The organism is Salinispora pacifica CNR114, assembly GCF_000514775.1.
Classification (GTDB): Bacteria; Actinomycetota; Actinomycetes; order Mycobacteriales; family Micromonosporaceae; genus Micromonospora; species Micromonospora pacifica.
Genome location: NZ_KI911467.1, coordinates 104,708 through 129,002, shown reverse-complemented (window position 1 = coordinate 129,002; position 24,295 = coordinate 104,708). Strand labels below are relative to the sequence as shown.

Here is a 24,295-nt window from a genome sequence, read left to right as displayed (position 1 = left end):
TCCATCATCAGCGTGGTGCCCCGACCCAACCTCCTCGCTCGGAAGCAGAGACATTTCACGTCGTAAATCATTCTGAACACAGGTGCAGGTTCGTAAGGTAGACCACACCCTATCGATCTTGGGGGTCGCGGAAACTCCGGATGAGGATCACCAGGACGATCAGGGCGACCAGGGCGGCGAGCCCAAGGCCGAGCTGCATACCCCGGACAAAGGTATGGTCGGCGACCGTACGAATCGCCGTCACCTGGTCAGACTCAGGATGGTCAACTGGCCGACCCGGCCCGACTATCGCCTCAAAAGCGTTCGGGTTGGTGTCGTCAACGATCTGCTCGACAACAGCAGCCCGTTCGGCACGGTCGGGAATGGTGCTGGACAGGTCGCCGTCCAAGAAGGAAGCGACCCATACCGAAACGATCGTTCCCAGCACCGCGTAGCCGGCGGTTGATCCAAGACCTCGCTGGGTGGCTATGATGCCCGACGCCATCCCGGCCCGCTCGACCGGTACCGAATTCAACGCCAGCCCCTGCACCGGCGGGATAATCAGAGAGAGACCGGCGCCCAGGAGCAGGAAGCCCAGCACGACGGCGACGACACTCCGCGCCACCCCGACCACCATGATGGCCAGCCCGACAACGAGCAGAGCCTGGCCGGCGAGGGCCGGCAGGCGGGCGCCCCGGCGGGCAGCGATGAAGCCAGCGACCGGGGAAACCGCCACCGACGCGAGGGAGGACGGCAGGATGAGTAGACCCGCCTCGACCGGGGAATAGAGCCGGACGTTCTGAAAGTACTGGGTGACGATCAACAAGGCGCCATACACGGTGAAAAAACCGAAAAATATTGCCATGTTACCCAGCCGGTAGGCGCGGCTGGTGAACAGCCGCAGATCCATCATCGGTGACCGGGTACGGAGCTCACGGACAATGAAGGCAACGAGGCCAACGGCGAAGGCGACGAAAATTACCAGAATTAGCGGCGATCCCCAACCCAGATCATGGCCATCGATAACGGCAAAAGTAAACGCTCCAACTGTTATCACAAACAGCAGCTGCCCGGGTAGATCGACAACACGGCGGGTGGACTCACGTGACTCGGCGACGTACCGAAGGGTGAGCCCGACCACCAGCACGGCGACCGGAACATTGAGGAAGAAGACGACCCGCCAGCTCGCAGCCTCGGTCAGGATCCCACCCAGCGGCGGGCCGAGCGCCAGCCCGATGTCCGCGACCGCGGCAAAGAGCCCGAGGGCGAAGAAGCGTTGCCGCTTGTGCGGGAAGGTCGCCGAGACCAGAGCCAGTGCGGAGACGGTGATGACGGCCGCAGCCACTCCCTGCGTCCCCCGCGCCAACAGCATGACGGTGAAGGTGGAGGTAAGTCCGGCCGTCACCGAGGCCACGATGAAGACCACCACTGCGGTCAGGTACAGGCGCCGCCGCCCGAATCGATCTGCCACGGTGGCCGCGGGCATGATGGCAATAGCCATTCCCATCGTGTAGGTGGCGACGATCCACTGCAGCCCGGATTCCCCCAAGTCATAGAAGGCCTGAATTCGGGGCAGCGCCACATTCGCCACCAGCACGTCGTGCAGGGTGATGAAGACGCCGAGGCCAGCCGCGACTATCGTCCACTTCTGGGCCCGTGTCCACGAGCGGCCCTCGCCCGTCTCAGCTTCCGTTCCGGCGTTCACGAGGTCACGGTAGGCGGGCCATCGGCGAACCGTGGGTTATTGGGTGGTTTCGCGCTGAAGCGCACCCTCTGTTTCGGGAACCCGGCCCATGGGCTCGACGGGACAGCGACAGCGCCCCATCCTGCCCGGCGAGACACTTCCGCCGGGTTCCGGTGACACCCGGCTGCCGGTCAACTGTCGCCCTGGCGCACCGGCCGGGTCAGCGATCGCCCGGCGTCTCCCAGCTAAACGGTGCGACATCACGATCAGGGTCACACCAGTCCGGCTTACGCAGTGCGTACACGCTCAGCGGCACCGCGATGATCACAGCCGCCAGCCCGACGAGCAGTCCGATGTAGAGAGCGGGGCTTCCGACACCGATCTGATCTGGAGGGGTGAGGCTGGAGGCGAGTGCGAGCGCCGAGGCGACGAAGCCGACGCCACCGATGACCCACATTCCCGGAAGCCCACCCGGCACTCGGTACGGCCGTCGTCGATCAGGTTGGCTGTACCGTAGCTGGATCGCTGCGGCGAACATTCCCAGATAGATGAGGAGATAGAGGAGACCAGCAAGCTGACTGAGCACCTGGAAGGCGGCCTCCACTGATGGCATAACAATGAACAGGACCGCCAGGACACTAACCGAAATCGCCTGCCACAACAAAATTTTGGTAGGCATCCCGTATTTGTTCGTCGATTGAAAGAAACGTGGCAGATAGCCGGCCTTTGCCACCGCCAGCATCGCGGTTGACGGGCCAACGACCCAGGTTACGATGCCAGCCAGAACGCCGATTACCAAGGCGACGGCGACTATCGGCGCCGCCCAGGCGAGGCCGAGCCAGCGAAAAACATCAAGGAAGGTTATCAGTAGTGACTGCGTCAGGTCTATCTCGGACCGCGGCACCACGAAGGAAATCGTCAGTGTGCCCAGCACCAGAATGCTCATCGCTCCCACCGCCGCGATCAGCACCGCCAGCGGATAGTGCCGGGACGGATTCTCCACGTCCCGCACATGGATCGCATTCATCTCCATGCCGGCGTAGAAGAGGAAGATACTCGCGGCCAGCGCCAGGTTACTGAACCGCGTGAAGTCCGGGACCACCTCGTCCCAACCCAGCGGAGTCTGTGACTGCCCGCCCGAGCTCAGGTAGACGATACCGAGGATCACGAGGAGCAAGGCGGGGAGAATAGTGCCAACGACGCCGCCCCATTTCGCGATACGGGTAAACGCAGCAATCCCGTGGGCGCCGAGCGCGGTGGCGACCCAGAAGACCGCGAGCACGGTCAGCAGAATGTATATTCGGTTTCCGGACAACTTCTCATCCAGCGTCGCCTCCGGTCCGGTGTAAGCGAGCGAGATCGACCCGAAGGTGAGCAGAGCCGGAAACCAGATCGTCACCTGAGCCAGGAGTAGAAAAATGACCACGAATCCCCAACGGGCTCCGAACGCCTCGCCAACCCAACGGAACACGCCCCCCTTCTCCGGCCATCCGGTGGCCAGTTCAGCCGCGACCAGCGAGACCGGCACGAGGAAGAAGAACGCAGCGAAGATGTAGTAGAATGCGGCGCTCAACCCGTACTCGGCCTCAGCGGGTAGGCCACTCAGGCTGACCACCGCGACGATGTTGAGCATCGCCAGCCCAAGGACACTGATCTTCGCGGAGTTTTTGCCCGCCGGCCGGCTATCTGACGGAGCCATGGCGCTCTCACAAAGTATTAATGATGGAACCCAGGTCGCTGGCCGACCGCAGGTATGGGAGAGTCGAGGGAGTCAAGGTGCGCTATCTCGCCTCGCAGTTCAGTGATAAACACCTCGGCGAGGTCACGGCTGAGCCCATTGCGAATCACGATTCGCTGCACCATAAGGTCCGTAAGACCTTCGGGCATCGCGTAGGTGGGGATCTGCCATCCCCTCATTCGCATGCGATCGGACAGGTGATACAGGTTCCAATTTTTGGTGTACCCACTCCGCAGGCACCAAGCCAGCACCGGAATATCGCTACCATCGCTCCACAGCTCGAGATTTGGTATCTTCGCGACCTCCTGGGACAGGTACCGCGTAACATCATGCATGGCGAGCTGCACCCGCCGAAAGCCCTCTCGCCCCAAACGCAGGAAGAGATAGTACTGCAAGAGCACCTGGGCTCCTGGTCTGGTGAAGTTCAGCCCGAGCGTCGGCGTTTCACCACCCAGGTAGTTTACCCAGAAAATCATGTCCTCGGGCAGCGCCGCCTTGTCTCGCCAGACCACCCATCCCAGCCCGGGGTATACCAGTCCGTATTTGTGACCGGAGACATTGATCGACGCTACTCTCCGGAGCCGGAAGTCCCAGACCATGTCTGGCTGAACAAAGGGCGCCACAAACGCACCGGTAGCTCCGTCTACATGAATGTCTATATCAAGTCCGGTCGAGTCCTGAATTTCGTCCAGCGCAGCCGCGATGCGCTGGACCGGCTCGTAGAGTCCGGTATATGTCACACCAAGGATCGCGACGACCCCGATCGTGTTCTCGTCCACGTATGAGGCGAGTTCATGACCGTCCAGGGTCTTGTGCTCTTGGGAGATTGGAACCAAACGGGGCTCCACATCCCAGTAGTTGCAAAACTTCTTCCAACACACCTGCACCGCGCTCGACATCACCAGGTTGGGACGGCTGGCCGGCTTGCCGGCACGGCGGCGCGCATGCTGCCAACGACGCTTGAGGGCCAACCCCCCCAGCATGCAGGCTTCCGAGGAACCGGTCGTGGACGTGCCGATAGTGCTCCGCGGCTCCCGTGCATGCCAAAGATCTGCCAGCATGACCAAACACCGCTTCTCTATTGCGCTGGTCGCCTGATACTCATCCTTGTCGATAAGATTCTTGTCGAAGGTTTCCGCGAACAGTTTCTCGGCATGATCGTCCATCCAGGTGCCAACAAATGTCGCCAGATTCAGTCGGGCGTTCCCATCGAGGGCCACCTCGTCGTGCACGATCTGGTATGCGGTCTCGGGCAGCGTGGCGGCGTCCGGAATCGAAAACCGGGTAAGCTCCGTCGACTGGCCCGGACGCGCGAACATCGGATTCAACAGAAGTGAATCCGACGAAATCATGTCAAAATCTTGTTCCATGTCCGGCATTTACCCTCCCAGGGCTTGCCAGCGACCAGGGGCTACGGATTGGCAAACAGCGTTCCCGGCGGCAAAGGCTCGTCGGGCACCACCCTACGCCCGCTGCACATACCCGCTCCGGCAATCGCAACAGCTTCACCCGACCGGCAACACCGGCACTGTCTCACCATCCGGCTGTCACCGCAGCGGCAGCTCCAGATCGGTTGTCGCGACCCTGGGCGGAGGCGATGCGGAACGGCGGGCAGCTGGCGTGGGTCTCACCCGCCCTCCCCCGCTACCAACAGGTGGATCACCCCACCGGGACCTGGTCGTGCGGACCTGGTCTCACTTGGCGTTGAAGTAACCCGCCTCCGGGTGGTGCACGACAATCGCGTCGGTGGCCTGTTCCGGAACGAGCTGGAACTCCTCCGACAGCTGCACGCCGATCCGTTCCGCACCCAGCAGGTCCACGAGCTTCGCCCGGTCCTCCAGGTCCGGACAGGCCGGGTAGCCGAAGGCATACCGGCAGCCCCGGTAGTCGTTACGCAGCAACCCGGCCAGGTCAGCCGGGTCGGTGGTGGCCACCGTACGGTCGTCGGGCAGGCTCAGCTCGGCGCGGACCCGCTGGTGCCAGTACTCGGCAAGGGCCTCGGTGAGCTGCACCGACAGCCCGTGAACCTCCAGATAGTCGCGATACTCGTTGCGGGCGAACAACTTCGCCGTATATTCGCTGATCGGTTGGCCAACCGTGACCAGTTGCAGCGCCACCACGTCAGACTCGCCGCCGCGAGGACGGAAGAAGTCGGCCAAGCAGAGCCGCCGCTCCTGGCGCTGCCGGGGGAAGGTGAACCGAGCCCGCTCAGCGTGCCCGTTCTCGTCGAGCACGACCAGGTCGTTGCCGTCGGAGTAGGCCGGGAAGTAGCCGTACACCACAGCTGCCTCAAGTACCTGGTCGGCGATGAGCCGGTCCAGCCAGTAGCGTAGCCGCGGCCGACCCTCGGTCTCCACCAGTTCCTCGTAGGTGGGTCCGCTACCGCCGCGGGTACCGCGCAGTCCCCACTGCCCGAGGAACGTCGCCCGTTCGTCGAGCAGGGCCGCGTAGTCGGCGAGGGGCAGCCCCTTGACCACCCGGGTGCCGAAGAACGGTGGGGTGGGCACCTCCACGTCGGTGGCCACGTCGGAGCGGACCGAGGCATCGTTCAACTCCGGCAACGACTCGCTGACGATCGCCCGCTGCCGCGCCCGCCGTTCCCGCCGTGCGGCCAACGCCGCCTCCCGCTCCGGGTCCACCACCTGTGCGCCGCCGCGCTTGGCGGCCATCACCCGATCCATCAGGGAGAGCCCTTCGAAGGCATCCCGGGCGTAGTGCACCTGGCCGGGGAACATCGATCGCAGGTCGTCCTCGACATACGCGCGGGTCAGCGCCGCACCCCCGAGCAGGACCGGCCAGCGCTCCGCAACTCCCCGCGTGGCCATCTCGACCAGGTTCTCCTTCATGATGACGGTGCTCTTCACCAACAGCCCCGACATGCCGATCGCGTCCGCGCGGTTTTGCTCGGCGGCGTCGAGGATGGCGTTGATCGGCTGCTTGATCCCGATGTTCACCACCTCATAGCCGTTGTTCGACAGGATGATGTCGACGAGGTTCTTGCCGATGTCGTGGACGTCGCCCTTCACGGTGGCGAGCACGATCCGTCCCTTGCCGCCGTCATCGGCCTTCTCCAGGTGCGGCTCCAGGTACGCCACCGCGGACTTCATCACCTCGGCGGACTGGAGTACGAACGGCAACTGCATCTGGCCGGCCCCGAACAACTCGCCGACCACCTTCATCCCGTCCAGCAGAATCTCGTTGATAACGACCATCGCCGCCAACCCGGTGGCGAGGGTCGCGTCCAGATCGGCCTCAAGGCCGTTGCGCTCGCCGTCGATGATCCGCCGCTTGAGCCGCTCCTCCAGCGGCAGCGCGGCCAGCTCCTCCGCTCGGCTGGCCCGCGCCGAGGCGGCGTCCACCCCCTCGAAGGCTTCGATGAAGCGCTGGACCGGGTCGTACCCTTCGCGTCGTCGGTCGTAGACCAGATCGAGTGCGATCTCCCGCTGCTCATCGGGGATCTTCGACATCGGCAGGATCTTGCTGGCGTGCACGATCGCCGAGGTCAGCCCGGCTTGGACGCACTCGTGCAGAAACACCGAGTTGAGCACCTGCCGGGCCGCCGGACTGAGCCCGAACGAGACGTTGGAGATACCCAGGGTGAAGTTGACCCCCGGGTAGCGGCCGGCGATCTCTCGGATCGCCTCGATGGTCTCGATCCCGTCCCGTCGGGTCTCCTCCTGCCCGGTGGCGATCGGGAAGGTCAGGGCGTCAATCAGGATGTCCGACCGGGCCATCCCCCATCGGCCGGTCAGATCGTCGATCAGCCGGGCGGCCACGCGTACCTTCCAGTCCTTGGTACGCGCCTGCCCCTCCTCGTCGATGAGGAGCGCCACCACCGCCGCGCCGTGTTCCTTGACCACGGGCATCAGGCGGGCATATCGGGAGTCGGGGCCGTCGCCGTCCTCGAAGTTGACCGAGTTGACCACGCATCGCCCACCGAGCGTCTCCAGCCCCGCCTCGATCACGCCCGGCTCGGTTGAGTCCAGCATGATCGGCAGCGTGGAGGCGGTGGCGAACCGGCTGGCCAACTCGCGCATGTCCTGGGTGCCGTCGCGGCCCACGTAGTCCACGCAGAGGTCCAGCAGGTGCGAGCCGTCCCGGGCCTGGCCACGGGCGATCTCCACGCAGGCCTGCCAGTCCTCGGCGAGCATGGCCTCACGGAACGCCCTGGATCCGTTGGCGTTGGTCCGCTCCCCCACCATCAGCACGCTCGCGTCCTGCGCGAAGGGGACATGGTGATAGATCGACGAGGCGCCGGGCTCGGGCCGTGGCTCGCGCACCACCGGCGGTCGGCCACGCATCCGTTCGGCCAGCACCCGGATGTGCTCCGGCGTGGTCCCGCAGCAGCCGCCGACCAGCGCCACACCGTAGTCGGTGACGAACTGCGCCAGAGCATCGCCCAGCTCGTCCGGCGTCAGTGGGAAGTACGCGCCGTCGGAGGTGAGGACCGGCAGGCCGGCGTTCGGCATCACCGAGACCGGGATCTGGGAATGCTGCGACAGGTAGCGCAGGTGCTCACCCATCTCCGCCGGGCCGGTGGAGCAGTTCAGCCCGATCAGGTCGATGCCGAGTGGCTCGATCGCGGTGAGTGCGGCGCCGATCTCGCTACCCAGCAGCATCGTGCCGGTGGTCTCCACCGCCACGTGGCAGATGATCGGGACCGACCGGCCCAGCTCGGCCATCGCCCGCCTCGAGCCGATCACCGCCGCCTTCACCTGAAGCAGGTCCTGACAGGTCTCGATGATCAACGCATCCGATCCGCCGGCGATCAGGCCGACGGCGTTCTCCTGGTACGCGTCCCGCAGCGCGGCGTACGTGGCGTGCCCAAGGGTGGGCAGCTTCGTGCCCGGCCCGATCGAGCCCAGGACGAAGCGCGGCTGCTCCGGTGTCGCGTACGCGTCGACGGCGGTGCGGGCCAGCCGGGCGCCAGCCTCGGAAAGCTCACGGATGCGCCCCTCAATGCCGTACTCGGCCAGGTTCGCGAGGTTCGCGCCGAACGTGTTAGTTTCCACGCAGTCTGCGCCCACGGCCAGGTACGCCTCGTGCACGCCACGGACCGCGTCCGGCCGGGTCACGTTGAGGATCTCGTTGCAGCCTTCCAGCCCATCGAAGTCATCGAGAGTCAGATCTGCCGCATGCAACATGGTCCCCATCGCCCCGTCGGCGACGAGGACCCGGTCGGTCAGCGCGTCGAGCACAGAGATCACCACAGCTTCAGGTTACTGCGACCACACGGAATGTGGTCTAGCCCCGGCTGCCGGGCCCCACCTGGGGTAACCAGCACACGCTGCCCCTTTGTCGCCCGGGTGATTGTTTCGTCGATTGATAGATCGGCGCGGCCGACGGTCCGGTTCCCACCCCTGGCACGTAGGCTGACGGACGTGAGGGACTACAGCGACGCCACGACGCATGGTGGCCGGCCGATCGGGCACCTGCCCGGCACCGCCCCGACGGGCGGGACGAGGTGACCGCGTGACCGAGTTCGACGGACTGCCGGTCCTGCGATCCCCCGTGGCCATCGCCGCCTTCGAAGGCTGGAACGACGCCGCCGATGCCTCGACGGCCGCCGTCGAACACCTGGAACAGGTGTGGCAGGCCCGGCCGGTGACCGAGCTGGATCCGGAAGACTTCTACGACTTCCAGGTCAGCCGCCCCACGATCGCGATGTCGGCGGGCGAGACCCGACGGGTGGAGTGGCCCACCACCCGGTTCATGACCGCCAGCCCGGCCGGTACGGAGCGGGATGTCGTGCTGATCCGCGGCATCGAGCCGAGCATGCGCTGGCGCACCTTCTGCGAGCAGGTGCTGGAGATCTGCCACAGCCTGGAGGTCGAACGGGTGGTGCTGCTCGGCGCGCTCTTGGCTGACGTGCCGTACACCCGACCGCTACCGATCAGCGGAAGCGCCTCCGACAAGGGCGCGGCACAGCGTTTCCAGCTCACCCCCACCCGTTACGACGGGCCCACCGGCATTGTCGGGGTCCTGCACGACGCCTGCTCACGGGCCGAGGTGAACGCGGTGTCGTTCTGGGTGCATGTGCCGCACTACGCCAACAACCCACCCTGTCCCAAGGCGACCCTGGCCCTGCTGCACCGGGTCGAGGAGGTGCTGGATCTGCCGGTGCCGATGGCGGACCTCGCCGAGGAGGCCGCCGAGTGGGAACAGCGGGTCCGGGGCGCCGCCGAGCAGGACGCCGAGCTCGGTGAGTACGTCCGCGAGTTGGAGGAACGGGTCGGCGACGCCGGCATCACCCCGCTGACCGGGGACGAGATCGCCCAGGAGTTTGAGAAGTACCTGCGCCGGCGCGGCGGCTCCGCCGGTCCTACCGCCGGCTCCTGGTAGCCGGAGCGCACCGAGCCTCGTGGCCCGCCACCCGCACCGGTGGCGGGCCACTGTTCTTGTGTCCCGAGTCGGTTGTGGACGGGAACCCACCCGCTACGGCATCCTAGGAACCTAGTTGATGACGAGGAGGCGGGCATGCAGATCAACCCGGGCGCGGCCGAGTTCCCGCACCGACAGATCGCCGCGCAGATCAAGGCACAGGTGCGCCGCGGTGACTGGGGGCCCGGGGAGCGGCTACCCTCCATCCCGGCCGTCGCCGAAATGTTCGGCGTCGCCAAACAAACCGTGCAACGCGCCGTGGACCAACTCCGGGTCGAGGGCGTCCTGATCACGAAGCCTGGCTCCGGTACGTACGTCCGCGGCACCCGACGCCGCCTCAACCGGCTCTCCCGGGGCCGGTACGGCGGCTTCCGTGGCTACCACACCGACCTCGCCGCCCGGTACCGGCAACAGCTCGTCTCCGTCGGGCCCGCCCCCGCACCGCCCGAGGTCGCCGACGCGTTCGGCGTGTCCGACGGCACCGAGCTGCTCTGTCGTCGGCACCTGGTCCGCGCCGAGGACTCCCCGGTGGAGGTCGGAGCCGCCTGGTTCCTACCGACCGACACCGCCGGCACCGCACTGGAGCGGGCCGAGGCTTTCGGCCGCCCCCTCTACCAGGAAGCCGAGGAAGCCACCGGCCGGCGGTACGTCACCGCGACCGACACGATCAGTGCCCGGCAGCCCAGTCGAGACGAGGCGGAGACCCTCCAGATCCGCCCCGACACCCCGGTGCTACACCTGCTACACGTCGCCTACGACGAGCGCCGTAAACCGATCGAGGTCGCCCAGGCCACCTGGCCCGGCCCGGTCACCACCCTGACCGAGGCGTACCGGATCCCGGCCCCGGCGACCGACCCGGATCCGGGCCCGGGGCTCGTCCTGGGCTGATGGCCCGCACAGCCCAGCTCCGTGGCGGGCTGCCGACACGGCAGCCCAACCAAGCGCCCCCGAGCGGAGGGCGACGGCCCCCGAGGCCACCCGCGCCGAGTGGGCCGCCTGCCGGCCGTCGGACTGCCCGGTAGGTCACAGACGGACGCCGAGCAGGGCGTCCAGGGCCCGGGTGAAGAGCGCGGGCGCCGCTGGATCGTCGCCGGCACCGACGAGTGCCGCCTCCGCCCAAGAGTCCGCCAGCGCGAGCGCCCCCGGGGTGTCGAGGTCGTCGGCGAGGCGCGCACGAAGCGTGGCCAGAAACGCCTCCGCGGACGGCCCGCCGGGCAACGCGGCAGCCCGCCGCCATCGGCCCAGCCGCTCCTGCGCGGTCGCCAACAGCTCGTCGCTCCAGGAGCGGTCGCTACGGTAGTGCCCGCTCATCAGGGCCAGCCGGACCGCCATCGGATCCACCTGGTCGGCTCGCAACCGGGAGACGAAGACCAGGTTGCCGCGGGACTTGGACATCTTCTCCCCGTCCAGCCCGATCATGCCGGCGTGCACGTAGTGCCCGGCGAACGGGGCCTGCCCGGTCAGCAGCTCGGCGTGGGCGGCCGAGCACTCATGGTGCGGGAAGATCAGATCATTGCCGCCGCCCTGCACATCGATCTGCGTACCGAGCAGATCCAGCGCGATCACGGCGCACTCGATATGCCAGCCAGGGCGGCCGGGGCCCAGCTCCCCGCCGGGCCACGATGGCTCGTCGGCGCGGGCACCACGCCACAGCAGCGGATCGAGCGGGTCGCGCTTTCCCGCTCGGTCCGGGTCACCACCGCGCTCGGGGAAGATCTCCAGCATCTGCTCCCGGCTCAGGTGGGACTCGTACCCGAACCGGGGCGCGGCCGCGATGTCGAAGTAGACATCGCCGGTGCCGTCCTCGAGCCGGTAGCCGGCGCCCTCCTTCACCAGGGTCAGGACCCGCTCGGCGATGTCCGGGATCGACTCCACCGCACCGACGTAGTGCTCCGGCGGGATAATCCGCAGCGCCGCCATGTCCTCCCGGAACAGCGCGGTCTCCCGCATCGCCAGGACCTTCCAGTCCTCGCCGTCCCGGGCGGCCCGCTCCAGCAGCGGATCATCGATATCAGTCACGTTCTGCACATACGTCACGTCCCGCCCCGCGTCCCGCCACACCCGCTGAATCAGGTCGAAGGTGATCATGGTGGCGGCGTGCCCGAGGTGGGTGGCGTCATACGGGGTGATGCCGCAGACGTACATGGTGCCGGTGCCGGTCGGCGCGCTGGCGGCCATGCCCCGCCGGGCCGAGTCAAACAACATCAACGGCCCGCCCTGGCCCGGCAGCCGCGGCACCTCGTGTCCCGCCCAAGAGTCCATGACCGCCAGCCTAACCAGCCGCCAGCGGGCTCCGGGGAACACGAGAGGTGACTAAGGTGACAGCCGCTCACATAGGTGGCCACGGCATCGCCGGCCACTGCCGCGACGGCAACGGGAATCGTCCGGCGGCCCGTAGCCGCCCGATCCGGGAAGCCAACTCGGCGACTTCGCTGACAGTGAGGTGCTCGGCGAGAGCACCGCCCAGCTCCCCGGCGACCGCGCCGGCGAGTGCCGCAAGCACCTCCGCCGAGTCCGCCGGCAGCTCGCGGCCCGCCCAACCCCACAAGACCGTGCGCAGCTTCTCCTCCACGTGGAAGCTGACCCCGTGATCCACGCCGTAGAGTCGGCCGTCCGGGCCGACCAGGACATGTCCACCCTTGCGGTCGGCGTTGTTGATAACCGCGTCCAGCACGGCCAGCCGGGCGAGCCGCGGGTCGTCGGCGTGTGCCAGGGCGTACGGGATGCCCTCCTCGTCCCGGGCCGCGGCCACCGCCAACCACTGGGGCGGCAGTTTGTCGGTCGGAACAAACCCGACCAGTGGCTCCGGCTCCACCGGCTCGTCGATCCACAGCTGACAGGAGCCGGGGCCGAGCGGCCCGTCGCGCAGCACCGTCGGCGGCACCAGGTCCCATCCGGTGGCCGCCGACACCAGGTACGCGGCGACCTCGCGGCCGGCGAGATTGCCATCCGGAAAGTCCCACAGGGGCCGCTCACCCCGCACCGGCTTGTAGACACAACGCGCGGTCATCCCGTCCAACGTCAGGACCGCGCGTAGCGTCGTGTTCGAGGCGTCCACCAGCCGCCCCTCCAGCTCGAGCGCGCCCTCCCGAAGCAGCCGAAGCACCTGATCACTGTCCTGGCGCGGCTGGTGCCAATCCCGGCTCCGGTACAGCTCAGATGAGGTCACCGGTGGTAGCCGTTGTGGCGCGGGCAGAGGTGGCCGACCGGGTCGAGGGGCTGGCCGCAGAGCGGACACGGCGGCCGGCCCGCGTTCACCACCCGCCGGGCCCGTCCGATGAACTCGCGGGTCGCCTCCGGGGTCAACCGCACCCGCAGCCGGTCCAGGTCGTCGTCTGGCTCCTCGTCGTCCGACTCGTCCAACTCGACCTCAGCGGCAGCCTCGGCGGCCCCAACCTCGACCTCGGCCTCGCCGACCGCGATCGCCTCGATCACGACCGTTTCGGTGTCCACATCAAAGGCCAGCCCCAGGGTGCCGACCCGGAACTCCTCGTCGACGGGGGTGTCCAGCGGGTCGTTGTCCCCACCGACCGGGCCGGTCTCCGGTAGCTTCACCCCAAACCGCCGTTGCGCCTCGGAGAGCAACTCCTCAAGTTTCTCCGCCAGCAGTGAGACCTGGACCTTCTCCAGCGCGACACTGACCAGCCGGCCACCGCCGCGGGCCTGGAGAAAGAACGTACGATCCCCCGGCGGCCCGACGGTTCCGGCGACGAACCGCTCCGGCGGCTCGAAGGCGTGCACCTGGTGGGTCATACCTCGACCCTATCCGGCGCACCCGCACGGCGCGCACCCCACCGACCGGAATCGCCGTGCGGCGCCGCCGCGCCGCGACGACCCTCGGTCCCGCCGGGACCGCCCGGGCCGCGTTGCCCCTCGCCAGCGCCGACGCGATCGTCGGAACGGGTCAGGCCCCTGCCCCGGCGCCGCCCCCGATCGTGGCGTCCGAATCCGCGGTACGGCGCTTCCGCCTACCCCGCTTCGGCGGGGGCGGGACCAACGCGGTCAGATCGCCGCCGGTGTCGTTGAGCCGCACCAGGAACGGACGCAGCGGGGTGTAGCGGATCGCCGTGACCGAGGCCGGATCCACGATGAGCCGCTGGAAGAGGTCCAGGTGCAGGCCGAGCGCGTCCGCCACGATCGCTTTGATCACGTCGCCGTGGGTGCAGGCCAGCCAGACCGCGTCCGGCCCGTGCTCCGCGCTCACCCGAGCATCCCAGGTGCGCACCGCGGCCACCGCCCGGGCCGCCATGCTCGCCATCGCCTCCCCACCCGGGAAGACCGCCGCGCTGGGATGCTGCTGCACGACCGGCCAGAGCGCGTCCTTCGCGAGCTGTTTCAGCGGCTGCCCCTCCCAGCTGCCGTACCCGCACTCGGTCAGCCCCTCCTCCACCACCGGCACGGCCTCGGGCAACGCCCGGTCCAGGGTCTGCCGACAACGGACCAACGGGCTGGTCACCACGGTTGGGCAGGAAAGCAGCCGGAGCCGCTCGCCGACCGCGGTGGCCTGGGTACGGCCGGTCTCGTCCAGCTCGACCGGCTGCCGACCGGCCAGCCCGCCGGCCGCGTTCGCGGTCGTCCGGCCGTGTCGTAAGAGCAGTAGCGTCGCCACGGTCACCACCCTAGAGCCTGCTCCACCTCGGGCCCACCGATGCGCCCGGGCCGGCTTTCGTGCCGGGCGCGTCGGCGCGAGCGGGTCAGGTGGCGCTGATTGTGCCGGTCAGCAGCAGGGCGAGCACCAGCGTTCCCAACGCCACCCGATACAGCACAAAGATGTACAGGGTGTGGCGCGCCACGTAGCGCAGCAGCCAGGCGATGGCCGCGTATCCCACGGCGAAGGCGACCACCGTGGCCACGATCATCTGCGCCCCGCTCGGCACCGAGGTGCCCGGCGCTGCCGGAGCGAAGACGTCCTCGAGGCTGAGCACGCCCGACATCACCACCGCGGGAATGGCCAGCAGGAACGAATATCGGGCCGCGGTCTCCCGGGTCAGGTTGAGCAGCAGGCCGGCGGTGAGCGTCCCCCCCGATCGGGACACGCCGGGTATCAGCGCCATCGCCTGCGCGAAACCCATCACCACACCGTCGCGCATCCGGAAGTTCTGCAGCGTCCGCGTCTGCCGGCCCCAGTACTCGGCGAACGCCAGCACGAAGGCGAACAGGATCAGGGTGCTGGCGACCAGCCACAGGTTCCGCGCGGTCTCCCGGATCTGGTCCTTGAACAGGAGGCCGAAGACGCCGATGGGAATCGAGCCGACGATGACGTACCAGCCCATCCGGTAGTCGAGGCTGCTGCGCACAGACCGATCCCAGATTCCGACGACCCAGGTACGGGTGATTCGCCAGATGTCCTTGGCGAAGTAGAGCAGCACCGCCGCCTCGGTGCCGAGCTGGGTGACGGCGGTGAACGACGCCCCGGCATCCTGCTCGAAGAAGATCGCTGAGGTGATCCGCAGATGGCCCGACGAGCTGATCGGCAGGAATTCGGTCAGGCCCTGCACGATGCCCAGGACAATGGCCTCGACCCAGGTCACTCGCCGACTCCCGCGAGATCCAGCGCCTCGGCGACGGTCCGTAGGGTCTGCACGCCGCTGTCCCGGTCGGCCACGAAGAGGGTCACCGACAGCGTGGTGACGCCGGCAGCGGCGAACTCCCGCATCCGCTCGGCGATGCGCTCCTTCGGACCCAGCAGCGAGGTACGGTCGATCAACTCCAGCGGCACTGCAGCGGCCGCGTCGCGGTGCCGCCTGGCCAGGTACAGCTCCTGCACCTCGCGCGCAGCCTCGCCGTACCCCATCCGGGTGGCGAGCTGGTTGTAGAAGTTCTGCTGCCGGCTGCCCATACCACCGATGTAGAGCGCGGCGTACCAGCGGACCAGTTCGGCGCAGTTGGCGACATCGTCACCGATCACCACCGGCACCGAGGGAACCACATCGAAGCCGGACAGCTCCTTCCCGGCGCGGGCCCGTCCGGCGCGGATCGCAGCGAGCTGCTCCGCGGCGAACTCCGGCGCGTAGAAGACGGCGAGCCAGCCGTCGGCGATCTCGCCAGCGAGTTCCAGGTTCTTCGGACCGACGGCGGCCAGGTAGGTCGGGATGTACTCCCGGGGCGGGTGGAAGCCCAGGCGCAGCGCCTTGCCCGGGCCGTCGGGCAGCGGCAGGGTGTAGAAGTCGCCGGTGTAGGTGACCTCCTTGCGGGCCACCGCCAGCCGAACGATGTCGACGAACTCCCGGGTCCGGGCGAGCGGGCGGCCGAACCGTACGCCGTGCCAGCCCTCGGAGACCTGCGGACCGGACACCCCCAGGCCAAGCCGGAACCGGCCACCGGAGAGAGCGTCGATGGTCGCGGCGGTCATCGCGGTCATCGCCGGGGTGCGACCGGGAATCTGCATCACCGCGCTACCGAGCTCGATCCGCTTGGTCTGGCCGGCCATCCAGGCGAGCATGCTCGGCGAGTCGGAGCCGTACGCCTCCGCCGCCCACACCACCGTGTAGCCGAGCCGGTCCGCCTCCTGGGCCAGAGCCAGATGGTCGGCAGGTGTACTCCACGCCGTCTGGTAACCAAGGCTGAGCCCGAGTCGCACTAGTCCTCCCCCATTCACGCCACAGGTCGCATCAGGTTACGCAATACCATCGCCGCCCTCGATCACCGGCTCACGCAAACAGCGCCGGCCAGGAGGTACCCGTAGGAGCGCTGCGACGAACAGGCGGCAGACTGGACGGCAGCGAGGATATCGGTGCGACCCGTGATGGAAATAAGATTCCACCATGCAACAGCGACCGCTCGGCCGAAGCGGGCTGGCGGTTTCGCGGCTCGCGCTCGGCACCATGACCTGGGGCCGGGACACCGACGCCGACGATGCGGCGGCCCAGCTGAAAGGTTATCTCGACGCCGGCGGCAACCTGGTCGACACCGCCGATGTCTACGGTGACGGTGACGCCGAGTCGGTCATCGGCTCGCTGCTCGGCACCCTGGTCCCCCGCGAGGAGCTGCTGATCGCGACCAAGGCGGGGCTACGCCCGGGCAACGGCCGGCGCCGCGACGGCTCCCGTGGGCACCTACTACGCACCCTGGACGCGTCCCTGCGGCGGCTCGGCACCGACCACGTCGACCTGTTCCAGGTGCACGGGTATGACCCGGACACGCCGCTGGAGGAGACCCTCGCGGCGCTGGACCACGCGGTCGCCAGCGGGCGGGTCCGGTACGTCGGCGTCGCCAACTTCTCCGGCTGGCAAACCGCCCGTGCCGCCGCCTGGCAGGCGGCCTGGCCCGGCCGCTCGCCGGTGGTCGCCGCCCAGGTGGAGTACTCGCTACTGGAACGCGGCTCCGAGCGGGAGGTGCTACCGGCCTGTGCGGCGCTCGGACTGGGGGTGTTGCCCTGGTCACCGCTGGGGCGGGGAGTCCTGACCGGCAAGTACCGAAACGGCCGACCAGCGGACTCTCGGGCGGCCTCACCGCACTTCGAGCGGTTCGTCGCGACCTACCTGGAACCGCGCAGCTCCAGCATCGTGGAGGCGGTCGCCACCGCCGCCGGCGGTCTCGGCGTCTCCCCGCTGGAGGTCGCGCTGGCTTGGATCCGCGACCGGCCCGGGGTCGTCGCTCCGATCCTCGGCGCGCGCACGGTGGGGCAGTTGCTCGGCGCCCTCCAGGTCGAGCAGATGACCCTGCCGGAGGAGATCAGAACAGCCCTCGACGACGTCTCCGCTGTCCCGGTCGGCTACCCGGAGCGCGACGGCTGAGCACGGCCCGGAGGCGCCCCGTCTGGCCTGGGGTGACCGGGCCGGGCGGGGTGCCTCCGGGGTGGCGCTGGGCTGGGCGAATGGGCAGCATGGGGCCATGGACTACGAATACGCGCCGCTACGGTTGCCCCCGAACGTTGACCGGCTGACCGCGGCGGCGCAGCTCGCCATCCAGGCGGAGTTCTCCGGCTGGGAGCTGGCCCGGGTCCGGCTGTTCCGGGATGGGACCCGACAGGTCGTGCTGCGCCGTCGCCGGATAAGCCCGCCACCGCCCGGCCTCTCCTACTAGCCGCCGCGGCCCGAAGTCGGCTGCATTCGCCCGGCCCGCGAGGCGAGGTCGCCACGGGGACGGCTAGCGGGCGTGGTCGTACTCCTCGTCGTCCAGTTCGAGGAAGGGGTGCTCGTCGAGCCGACCGACCAACCGGTCCTCGGCGGCAGGCTGGAACGGACCCACCGGGTCGTCATCGTCGAAGGCCTCGAGATCGACCGCGGCGTCAACCTCGCTGACCATGACGACGCCATCCATTGGTTCCAGCTCCGGCACATCCAGCGCGGCGAGCGATCCGTCCCCGCTCTGCAACAGCTCCAGGACCGCCTCACCGACCCCCTCGACGGGCGCCGGCTCGTCCTCATCGGGGGTGTCCGCCCGCCGGGCCGACGTGGCGGCCCGGATCAGCGCCGAGACGCTCGGCACCCGGTAGTCCCGACGCTGCCGGACCGAGATGACCTGTGGGTGGCTGTCGGTGGCCGGCGAGCCGTCGGGGCTGGTGAAGCGCTCGTCGGCCTCCTCCGGGTCGATCGCCTGCACATCCCAGGGAGTGACCTCGCCGAAGGCCTCCATCAGCTGCTCGTCGTAGGCGTACGAGGCGTTGTTCAACGCGACATACGCCTGCCAAACGGCATCGTCGTCGATGCGGCCCTGCGCGGCGCGCACGGCGGCCAGGTGGTGGCGGGCCGCCTCGATGACGCGTTCGAGGGCAGAGTCCAGCTCACCATGCTGGTCGATCATGAAAGGCGTCCCTTCGGTGTTCGGAAGGCGCCGCGCCGAAGTACGGAAGCGGCTCAGCAGTTGCGGAGGAACCGGTCGAGAACCCGCACGCCGAACTGTAGTCCGTCCACCGGAACCCGCTCGTCGATGCCGTGGAACAGCGCGGAGAAGTTCAGATCGGCGGGGAGGCGCAGCGGCGCGAAGCCGAAGCAACGGATACCCAACTGCGTGAAGGCCTTCGCGTCGGTGCCACCGGAGAGCATGTACGGCACCGGCCGGGCCCCCGGGTCCTCGGCGCGCAGCGCGGCGGAGATCGCCTCGACCAGGGCACCATCGAAGGTGGTCTCCAGCGCGGGCTGGCGCTGGAGGTACTCGATCTCGATGTCCGGGCCGACCAACCCGCGCAGTTGCTGCTCCAACAGCTCCGACTGGCCGGGCAAACTCCGGCAGTCGATGGTGGCGCTGGCCCGTCCGGGGATGACGTTGTCCTTGTAGCCCGCGGCGAGCCGGGTGGGATTGGCCGTGTTGCGGATGGTCGCCCCGATGAGATTGGCGATCGGGCCGAGCTTGCCGATGGCCGTCTCCGGGTCGTCCGGGTCCAGCTCAATGCCGAGCGCCTCGGACACCTCAAGGAGGAACGCGCGTACGGTGTCGGTAACGACGACCGGGAAGCGGTGCTGGCCGACCCGGGCGACCGCCGCGGCGAGGGCGGTGACGGCGTTGTCGTCGTGCACCATCGAGCCGTGTCCCGGCCGCCCCCGGGCGTGCAGCCGCAGCCAGTCAATGCCCTTCTGAGCGGTCTCGATCAGATACAGCCGCTGATTCTCGTTCACCGTGTACGAGAAGCCCCCGACCTCGCCGATGCCTTCGGTGCAGCCCGCGAAGAGGTCGGGGTGCTGCTCCACCAGGAAGTGCGCGCCGTACTCACTGCCAGCCTCCTCGTCGGCGGTGAAGGCGAGCACCACGTCGCGGGGCGGCCGGATCCCGCTGCGCTGCCAGTGCCGCACCACCGCAAGCGTCATCGCGTCGAAATCCTTCATATCGATCGCACCGCGACCCCAGAGGTAGCCGTCCCGCAGCTCACCCGAGAACGGATGCACCGACCACTCGTCAGCGTCGGCCGGCACCACGTCCAGGTGGCCGTGGACGAGCAGGCCGGGTCGATTCCGGTCAGTTCCGGGGATCCGGGCGACCAGGTTGGCCCGGCGGGGCGCGGACTCGTAGAGCACCGAGTCGATGCCGACCTCGGCGAGCTGCTCGGCCACGTACTCGGCCGCTCGGCGCTCCCCGACGCTGGTGTCGTTGTCACCGGTGTTGGTGGTGTCGATGCGCAGCAGATCCTGACAGAGGCCGATGACCTCGTCGGTGGGCGCGGGGTGGGCGCAGGCGGCGTCGCTCCTCATCGCTCCTTGATACCAGGAGAGTGGCCAGGGGGTGACGCCGGATCTGGTCCACGGGGTGCGAACGCCGTGCCGTCGGGTAACAGACGGACATGACCGACCTCTACCCCGCCGCCGACGACCGCGAGACACTGCGGCAGGCGGCCACCGCACACACCGCCGCCACCCGGGACGTGGAGCTCTTCCTGCGCCGCCTACCGGCGGTTCCCGCTCCGGCGGACGTCACCGAATACGCCAACCTGCTCACCCGGGAACGGCAGACCCGCGCCGACCGGGAGGCCGCCACCGAGGCGGCGGGCCTGACGATCACCAGCCTGGAACCCGGTGCGGGATGATCCGTCGGGGTGGAGTTCGGTGAACCCGAAGCCGCCGCGACCCGATCGGAAGCGGTCAGCGTTCCACCAGGACGTCGTGGCCCAGATCCAGCAGGGCATGCCGCCACCGGTCATCGGCGTTGCCGCGTGAGGGCTTCGCCGCCAGCAGATTCTCGATCTCGTCGATTGTGTCCCGCATCGTCTCGATGTCGTCCCGGGTCAGGTCCACTTTGCGTTTGGTGAGCACCCGCAGGATGTGCCGGCCCGGCTCGGGCAGGCCGAGGTCGGGGTTCGGGCCGAACGTCTCCTCGCCGGAGCCCCGGGTAAGCAGCCACTGCCGCAGCTTCTCGGACGGCACGTTGACCCGTTCGTGGAAGCTCTCCCAGAGCTCCTCCACCTGCGGATCGAGCCGCTGCTCGCGTACCATCAGCCCTCCTCACGCCGTCCGTCGGTCGCCGCCGGCTCCGGCTCGCCGGTCCCGACCTGCCCCGGGCCCTCTGGTGGCACCTGCACCCGGGCGGGGTTCGCAGTCGGTGCGGCGACGATCGGCTCGGTCCGTTCGGTGTTGTCCTGGTTCTCCTCGGGTACGGTCATCTCCGCCTCCCGGCGTTCAACGGGGATGCGTGGTGGTAGCCGCGGTGTAGCCGCCGTCCTCGGCGACATCGATGGTGAGCTGGCCGTCACGGGCGTCCACGACCACCCGTTGGCCCGGCGACACCGCGGACTCCAGCAGCATCCGGGACAACTGGTTGTCCAACTCGCGCTGAATGACCCGGCGCAGCGGGCGGGCCCCGAACTCGGGCTGGTAGCCGTGCTCGGCGAGCCAGTCGATGCCGGCGGTGGTGATCTCGACATCAACGTCCTGCGCGTGCAACCGACGGCGGGTCTCCGCCAACAACAGCTCGGTGATCTGCCGCAACTGCTCCGCCTCCAGGCGTCGGAAGATGATGATCTCATCAATGCGGTTCAGGAACTCTGGACGGAAGTTCTCCTGGAGTCGGCGCAACAAGCGATCGCGGAGCTCGTCGTTCTCCCCACCCGCCGCCCCGGTGCCGAAGCCGACCGCCCGCTGGGTGCCGGTGATCAGCTCCGAGCCGAGGTTACTCGTCATGATCAAAACGGTGTTCTTGAAATTCACCGTCCGGCCCTGGCTGTCGGTGAGCCGGCCGTCGTCGAGCACCTGGAGCAGGATGTTGAACACGTCCGGGTGCGCCTTCTCGATCTCGTCCAGCAGCACCACCGCGTACGGGCGGCGTCGCACCGCCTCGGTGAGCTGCCCGGCCTCCTCGTACCCGACGTAGCCGGGCGGCGCGCCGACCAACCGGCTGACCGTGTGCCGCTCCTGGAACTCGCTCATGTCGACCCGTACCATCCGGTCGGCCTCGCCGAACAGCGCCTCGGCAAGCGCCCGGGCCAACTCGGTCTTGCCGACGCCGGTGGGGCCGAGGAAGAGGAAGCTACCCATCGGCCGGTCCGGATCCGCCAACCCGGTCCGCGAACGGCGCACCGCCTCGGCGACCGCGTTGACCGCGTCGTCCTGACCGACGACCTTCTCGTGCAGGTGCCCCTCCAGCCGCAGTAGCCGATCCCGCTCCTCCTCGGTGAGCTGCGCGACGGGGATACCGGTGGCCCGGGAGACCACCTCGGCGATCTCCTGCGGCCCCACCTGCGGCACGTGGTTGGCGCTACCCTCGTCGCCGCGTGCCCGGCGGATCTGGGCCTCCAGGTCGGCGATCTGGTCGCGTAACGTGGAGGCCTTCTCGTACTGCTCGTCGGCGACGGCCTGCTCCTTGTCGCGACGTACCTCGTCAAGCTGGGTCTCCAGCTCGCGTACGTCCGAGTCCGGGGTGCGGGTGCGCAAACGGACCCGTGCGCCGGCCTGGTCGATCAGGTCGATCGCCTTGTCCGGCAGGTAACGGTCGGTGACGTAGCGATCGGAGAGCTCCGCGGCGACGACCAGCGCCTCGTCCGTGAAGCGCACCTGGTGGTGCGCCTCGTAGCGGTCGCGTAGGCCACGCAGGATGGCCACCGTGTCGTCGACCCCCGGCTCGGGCACGAAGACCGGCTGGAACCGGCGGGCCAGCGCGGCGTCCTTCTCGATGGTCCGGCGATATTCGTCCAGCGTGGTTGCGCCGATCACGCGCAGCTCACCGCGGGCCAGCGCCGGCTTGAGCATGCTGGACGCGTCCATTCCGCCCTCGCTGCCGGCTCCACCCGCCCCGACCAGGGTGTGAATCTCGTCGAGGAAGACGATCAGCTTTTCGCGATGGGCCCGGATCTCCTCAATGACCTTCTTCAGCCGCTCCTCGAAGTCACCCCGGTAGCGGGTACCGGCGACCAGGCTGGCCAGGTCCAGTTGGATGACCCGCTTACCGAGCAGGGTCTGCGGCACGTCGCCGTCGCAGATCCGCTCCGCGAGCCCCTCCACGATGGCGGTCTTGCCGACACCGGCCTCACCAATCAGCACCGGGTTGTTCTTGGTCCGCCGGGACAGGATCTCGACTGCCTGCTCGATCTCGTCGGCCCGGCCGATGACCGGGTCGATCTGATCGTTCTGGGCGAGCTCGGTGAGATCCTGCCCGTACTGGTCGAGAGTGGGGGTACCCCGATCCGGCCGCGACCCACCGGTCGGGCCTCGGTCCGCGCTCGCCGCCTGCAACGACTCCGGCTGGATCCGGCCGGCGGCGAGCATCCGGCCGGCGGGTGACTCCGGATTCAGCGGCAACGCCATCAGGATGTGCTCCGGCCCGATGTAGTTGGCGCTCATGGCGCGGGACAGCTGGTGGGCATCGAGCAGTGCCCGCTTGGCGGCGGGGGTGAGGGACAGATTCGGCGGGACCTCGCCCCCGGGCGCCCCCTCGCCCCGCCCACCAAGCGCGTTGAGCAGGGTGTCGGGTTCGGCGCCGGCTCGTTTGACCAGCTCACGCAGGGACTGTCGTTGCAGCGCCGCCCAGAGCAGGTGGTCGGTGTCCAGATCCGTGCTGTGCCGCTCAGCCGCCCGACGTGCTGCGTCGGCGAGCATCTCCCGGGCATCGGCGGTCATCAGCCGGGTGATATCGACCCGGTGCGCGGGCCGGCGCCCACCCTCGCTCCGGCCGAAGTACCGGGCCAGGAACTCGTCCCATGGGTCGGAGCCGAAGTCGCCGGGTCCCATATCTGTCTCCTCCGCTGCTCGGCGCGGCACGGTCGCCAGGGGCTACCCGGCAGTCGTCGGGACAAACTCCGCCGGCTGGCCACCAGGGTTGCCCGGGTGCGGGCGGATCGGGTGGCAGGCTGGCGGCATGAACGGGACACCGCTGCTGATCGTGGACGCCGCCAATGTGGTCGGATCCCGGCCGGACGGCTGGTGGCGGGACCGGGTCGGGGCAGCCACCCGACTGCGGGACAGCCTCACCGGCCTGCCCGACTCCGGGGTGCCACCGGAGCTACCGCCGCCGGTCGAGGTGGTGCTGGTGGTTGAGGGTGCGGCGCGCGGGGTGCCGTCGGTGCCGGGGGTACGGGTGGTGGCGGCCCAGCAGTCCGGCGACGACGCGGTGGTGGACCTGGTCACCGTCGCCGACCCGCAGCGCCGCCGGGTCGTCATCACCGCCGACCGTGAGCTGCGAGAACGCGTGCTCCGGCGGGGCGCCGAGGTACGTGGGCCGCGCTGGTTGACCGGCCGCTGAGCGCATCCCCACGCATCCGGGGTGGCCGGCCTCCCCGCGCTTCTGGGTGACAACCACTCAGGAGGGCTGAATACTGGCAGGGAGGATGTTCTCTCCTGGTGCCGATAGGCTCTAATGGAGGCCTCCCCTTGCCCCAGGAGGTTCCGTCGTGGCGAGCGTCGCCGAGCTCAAGGCAGCCATCGATGTTGCGCTCCAACAGATCGGTGACGGCCAGAAGGCTGTGCACGCTGCCGGTGAGCAGCTGGCCGAGGCGCAACAGACGCTGGCCGGCGCGTTGGAGGGCAGCGGACACGAGACGGTGGACGCCGCCCAGGCCTCGCTGACCCAGGCTGGGCAGGAGTTGGAGGAGTGCTTGGCGGCCACACTCGTCGCGGTCGAGCAGGCCCAGCTTTACGTCGCGACCCTCTGAG

The 24,295-nt window shown here is 68.6% G+C and carries 22 protein-coding genes; 7 read left to right on the top strand and 15 right to left on the bottom strand.

Annotation, left to right across the window (positions count from 1 at the left end; all coding sequences use genetic code 11):
• Positions 1-109: 109 nt before the first annotated feature.
• From B118_RS0125510 to metH, 4 genes are all read right to left on the bottom strand, one after another.
• Positions 110-1,684, bottom strand: a complete 1,575-nt coding sequence (locus B118_RS0125510) for a DHA2 family efflux MFS transporter permease subunit (protein WP_028193690.1) — start codon at positions 1,682-1,684, stop codon at positions 110-112.
• Between the two features lie 199 nt (positions 1,685-1,883).
• Complete coding sequence (gadC, locus tag B118_RS0125505) at positions 1,884-3,362, bottom strand: glutamine/gamma-aminobutyrate antiporter GadC (protein WP_018219879.1); 1,479 nt, start codon at positions 3,360-3,362, stop codon at positions 1,884-1,886.
• 17 nt (positions 3,363-3,379) lie between these two features.
• Positions 3,380-4,780: a glutamate decarboxylase gene (gene gad, locus B118_RS0125500; RefSeq protein WP_018811329.1), complete on the bottom strand. Its 1,401-nt coding sequence runs from the start codon at positions 4,778-4,780 to the stop codon at positions 3,380-3,382.
• A gap of 315 nt (positions 4,781-5,095) precedes the next feature.
• Positions 5,096-8,611: a methionine synthase gene (metH, locus tag B118_RS0125495; protein WP_018811330.1), complete on the bottom strand. Its 3,516-nt coding sequence runs from the start codon at positions 8,609-8,611 to the stop codon at positions 5,096-5,098.
• Positions 8,612-8,873: 262 nt separating this feature from the next.
• Here metH and B118_RS0125490 point away from each other — a divergent pair, with 262 nt between their 5' ends.
• Together B118_RS0125490 and B118_RS0125485 are read left to right on the top strand one after the other, a co-directional pair.
• Positions 8,874-9,743 (top strand): PAC2 family protein, encoded by an 870-nt coding sequence (locus B118_RS0125490; protein WP_018219882.1) that lies wholly within the window; start codon positions 8,874-8,876, stop codon positions 9,741-9,743.
• Between the two features lie 135 nt (positions 9,744-9,878).
• On the top strand, positions 9,879-10,670 hold the full coding sequence (locus B118_RS0125485; RefSeq protein WP_018811331.1) for a GntR family transcriptional regulator: 792 nt from the start codon (positions 9,879-9,881) through the stop codon (positions 10,668-10,670).
• 135 nt (positions 10,671-10,805) lie between these two features.
• Here the strand turns inward: B118_RS0125485 and mshC are convergent, their stop codons facing one another.
• From mshC to B118_RS0125455, 6 genes are all read right to left on the bottom strand, one after another.
• Positions 10,806-12,044, bottom strand: a complete 1,239-nt coding sequence (gene mshC, locus B118_RS0125480) for a cysteine--1-D-myo-inosityl 2-amino-2-deoxy-alpha-D-glucopyranoside ligase (protein WP_026185199.1) — start codon at positions 12,042-12,044, stop codon at positions 10,806-10,808.
• A 67-nt stretch (positions 12,045-12,111) separates the two neighbouring features.
• Positions 12,112-12,951 carry an SCO1664 family protein gene (locus tag B118_RS0125475; protein WP_018811333.1) on the bottom strand — a complete coding sequence of 280 codons (840 nt, stop codon included), beginning with the start codon at positions 12,949-12,951 and terminating at the stop codon, positions 12,112-12,114.
• Complete coding sequence (locus B118_RS0125470) at positions 12,948-13,535, bottom strand: DUF3090 domain-containing protein (RefSeq protein WP_018219886.1); 588 nt, start codon at positions 13,533-13,535, stop codon at positions 12,948-12,950. Before B118_RS0125470 ends, B118_RS0125475 begins: the two co-directional genes overlap by 4 nt.
• A 151-nt stretch (positions 13,536-13,686) precedes the next feature.
• Complete coding sequence (locus B118_RS0125465) at positions 13,687-14,400, bottom strand: MSMEG_4193 family putative phosphomutase (protein WP_018219887.1); 714 nt, start codon at positions 14,398-14,400, stop codon at positions 13,687-13,689.
• A 76-nt stretch (positions 14,401-14,476) separates the two neighbouring features.
• On the bottom strand, positions 14,477-15,313 hold the full coding sequence (locus tag B118_RS0125460; RefSeq protein ID WP_018219888.1) for an undecaprenyl-diphosphate phosphatase: 837 nt from the start codon (positions 15,311-15,313) through the stop codon (positions 14,477-14,479).
• Positions 15,310-16,362 (bottom strand): LLM class F420-dependent oxidoreductase, encoded by a 1,053-nt coding sequence (locus B118_RS0125455; RefSeq protein WP_018821025.1) that lies wholly within the window; start codon positions 16,360-16,362, stop codon positions 15,310-15,312. The genes B118_RS0125460 and B118_RS0125455 overlap by 4 nt, the downstream gene beginning before the upstream one ends.
• A 184-nt stretch (positions 16,363-16,546) precedes the next feature.
• On the opposite strand from B118_RS0125455, the gene B118_RS0125450 reads away from it, so the two are divergent.
• Positions 16,547-17,518: an aldo/keto reductase gene (locus tag B118_RS0125450; RefSeq protein ID WP_028187816.1), complete on the top strand. Its 972-nt coding sequence runs from the start codon at positions 16,547-16,549 to the stop codon at positions 17,516-17,518.
• A gap of 97 nt (positions 17,519-17,615) precedes the next feature.
• The gene (locus tag B118_RS0125445) at positions 17,616-17,807 is read left to right on the top strand and encodes a DUF5703 family protein (RefSeq protein ID WP_018215309.1); all 192 of its coding nucleotides are present in this window, start codon (positions 17,616-17,618) and stop codon (positions 17,805-17,807) included.
• A 63-nt stretch (positions 17,808-17,870) separates the two neighbouring features.
• Here B118_RS0125445 and B118_RS0125440 read toward each other — a convergent pair whose 3' ends face one another.
• Positions 17,871-18,527: a hypothetical protein gene (locus B118_RS0125440; RefSeq protein ID WP_018219891.1), complete on the bottom strand. Its 657-nt coding sequence runs from the start codon at positions 18,525-18,527 to the stop codon at positions 17,871-17,873.
• A 53-nt stretch (positions 18,528-18,580) separates the two neighbouring features.
• A complete protein-coding gene (locus tag B118_RS0125435; RefSeq protein WP_028187815.1) occupies positions 18,581-19,909 on the bottom strand; it encodes a M20/M25/M40 family metallo-hydrolase in 1,329 nt (442 codons plus the stop codon).
• Between the two features lie 89 nt (positions 19,910-19,998).
• On the opposite strand from B118_RS0125435, the gene B118_RS0125430 reads away from it, so the two are divergent.
• Complete coding sequence (locus tag B118_RS0125430; protein WP_028187814.1) at positions 19,999-20,241, top strand: hypothetical protein; 243 nt, start codon at positions 19,999-20,001, stop codon at positions 20,239-20,241.
• A 55-nt stretch (positions 20,242-20,296) separates the two neighbouring features.
• Here B118_RS0125430 and B118_RS0125425 read toward each other — a convergent pair whose 3' ends face one another.
• The 3 genes from B118_RS0125425 to B118_RS0125415 are packed head-to-tail and all read right to left on the bottom strand — an operon-like array spanning position 20,297 to position 23,374.
• Positions 20,297-20,647, bottom strand: coding sequence for a DUF3140 domain-containing protein (locus B118_RS0125425; protein WP_018219894.1), 351 nt, complete (start codon positions 20,645-20,647; stop codon positions 20,297-20,299).
• Complete coding sequence (locus tag B118_RS32595; RefSeq protein WP_018219895.1) at positions 20,647-20,814, bottom strand: hypothetical protein; 168 nt, start codon at positions 20,812-20,814, stop codon at positions 20,647-20,649. Before B118_RS32595 ends, B118_RS0125425 begins: the two co-directional genes overlap by 1 nt.
• 16 nt (positions 20,815-20,830) lie before the next feature.
• Positions 20,831-23,374, bottom strand: coding sequence for an ATP-dependent Clp protease ATP-binding subunit (locus tag B118_RS0125415; RefSeq protein WP_018811337.1), 2,544 nt, complete (start codon positions 23,372-23,374; stop codon positions 20,831-20,833).
• Positions 23,375-23,501: 127 nt separating this feature from the next.
• Between B118_RS0125415 and B118_RS0125410 the strand changes: the two genes are divergently transcribed.
• Entirely contained in the window at positions 23,502-23,885 is a 384-nt protein-coding gene (locus B118_RS0125410; protein WP_018811338.1) for a hypothetical protein, read from the top strand.
• A 148-nt stretch (positions 23,886-24,033) separates the two neighbouring features.
• Positions 24,034-24,294 (top strand): hypothetical protein, encoded by a 261-nt coding sequence (locus tag B118_RS0125405; RefSeq protein WP_018215298.1) that lies wholly within the window; start codon positions 24,034-24,036, stop codon positions 24,292-24,294.
• Position 24,295: the final 1 nt, after the last annotated feature.

Bases quoted from the DNA above. Each gene is read 5' to 3' on its own strand.
- gadC (WP_018219879.1), bottom strand. From the start codon at position 3,362: ATGGCTCCGTCAGATAGCCGGCCGGCGGGCAAAAACTCCGCGAAGATC.
- gad (WP_018811329.1), bottom strand. From the start codon at position 4,780: ATGCCGGACATGGAACAAGATTTTGACATGATTTCGTCGGATTCACTT.
- B118_RS0125485 (WP_018811331.1), top strand. From the start codon at position 9,879: ATGCAGATCAACCCGGGCGCGGCCGAGTTCCCGCACCGACAGATCGCC.
- mshC (WP_026185199.1), bottom strand. From the start codon at position 12,044: ATGGACTCTTGGGCGGGACACGAGGTGCCGCGGCTGCCGGGCCAGGGC.
- B118_RS0125470 (WP_018219886.1), bottom strand. From the start codon at position 13,535: ATGACCCACCAGGTGCACGCCTTCGAGCCGCCGGAGCGGTTCGTCGCC.
- B118_RS0125450 (WP_028187816.1), top strand. From the start codon at position 16,547: ATGCAACAGCGACCGCTCGGCCGAAGCGGGCTGGCGGTTTCGCGGCTC.
- B118_RS0125445 (WP_018215309.1), top strand. From the start codon at position 17,616: ATGGACTACGAATACGCGCCGCTACGGTTGCCCCCGAACGTTGACCGG.
- B118_RS0125440 (WP_018219891.1), bottom strand. From the start codon at position 18,527: ATGATCGACCAGCATGGTGAGCTGGACTCTGCCCTCGAACGCGTCATC.
- B118_RS0125435 (WP_028187815.1), bottom strand. From the start codon at position 19,909: ATGAGGAGCGACGCCGCCTGCGCCCACCCCGCGCCCACCGACGAGGTC.
- B118_RS0125430 (WP_028187814.1), top strand. From the start codon at position 19,999: ATGACCGACCTCTACCCCGCCGCCGACGACCGCGAGACACTGCGGCAG.
- B118_RS0125425 (WP_018219894.1), bottom strand. From the start codon at position 20,647: ATGGTACGCGAGCAGCGGCTCGATCCGCAGGTGGAGGAGCTCTGGGAG.
- B118_RS32595 (WP_018219895.1), bottom strand. From the start codon at position 20,814: ATGACCGTACCCGAGGAGAACCAGGACAACACCGAACGGACCGAGCCG.
- B118_RS0125415 (WP_018811337.1), bottom strand. From the start codon at position 23,374: ATGGGACCCGGCGACTTCGGCTCCGACCCATGGGACGAGTTCCTGGCC.
- B118_RS0125410 (WP_018811338.1), top strand. From the start codon at position 23,502: ATGAACGGGACACCGCTGCTGATCGTGGACGCCGCCAATGTGGTCGGA.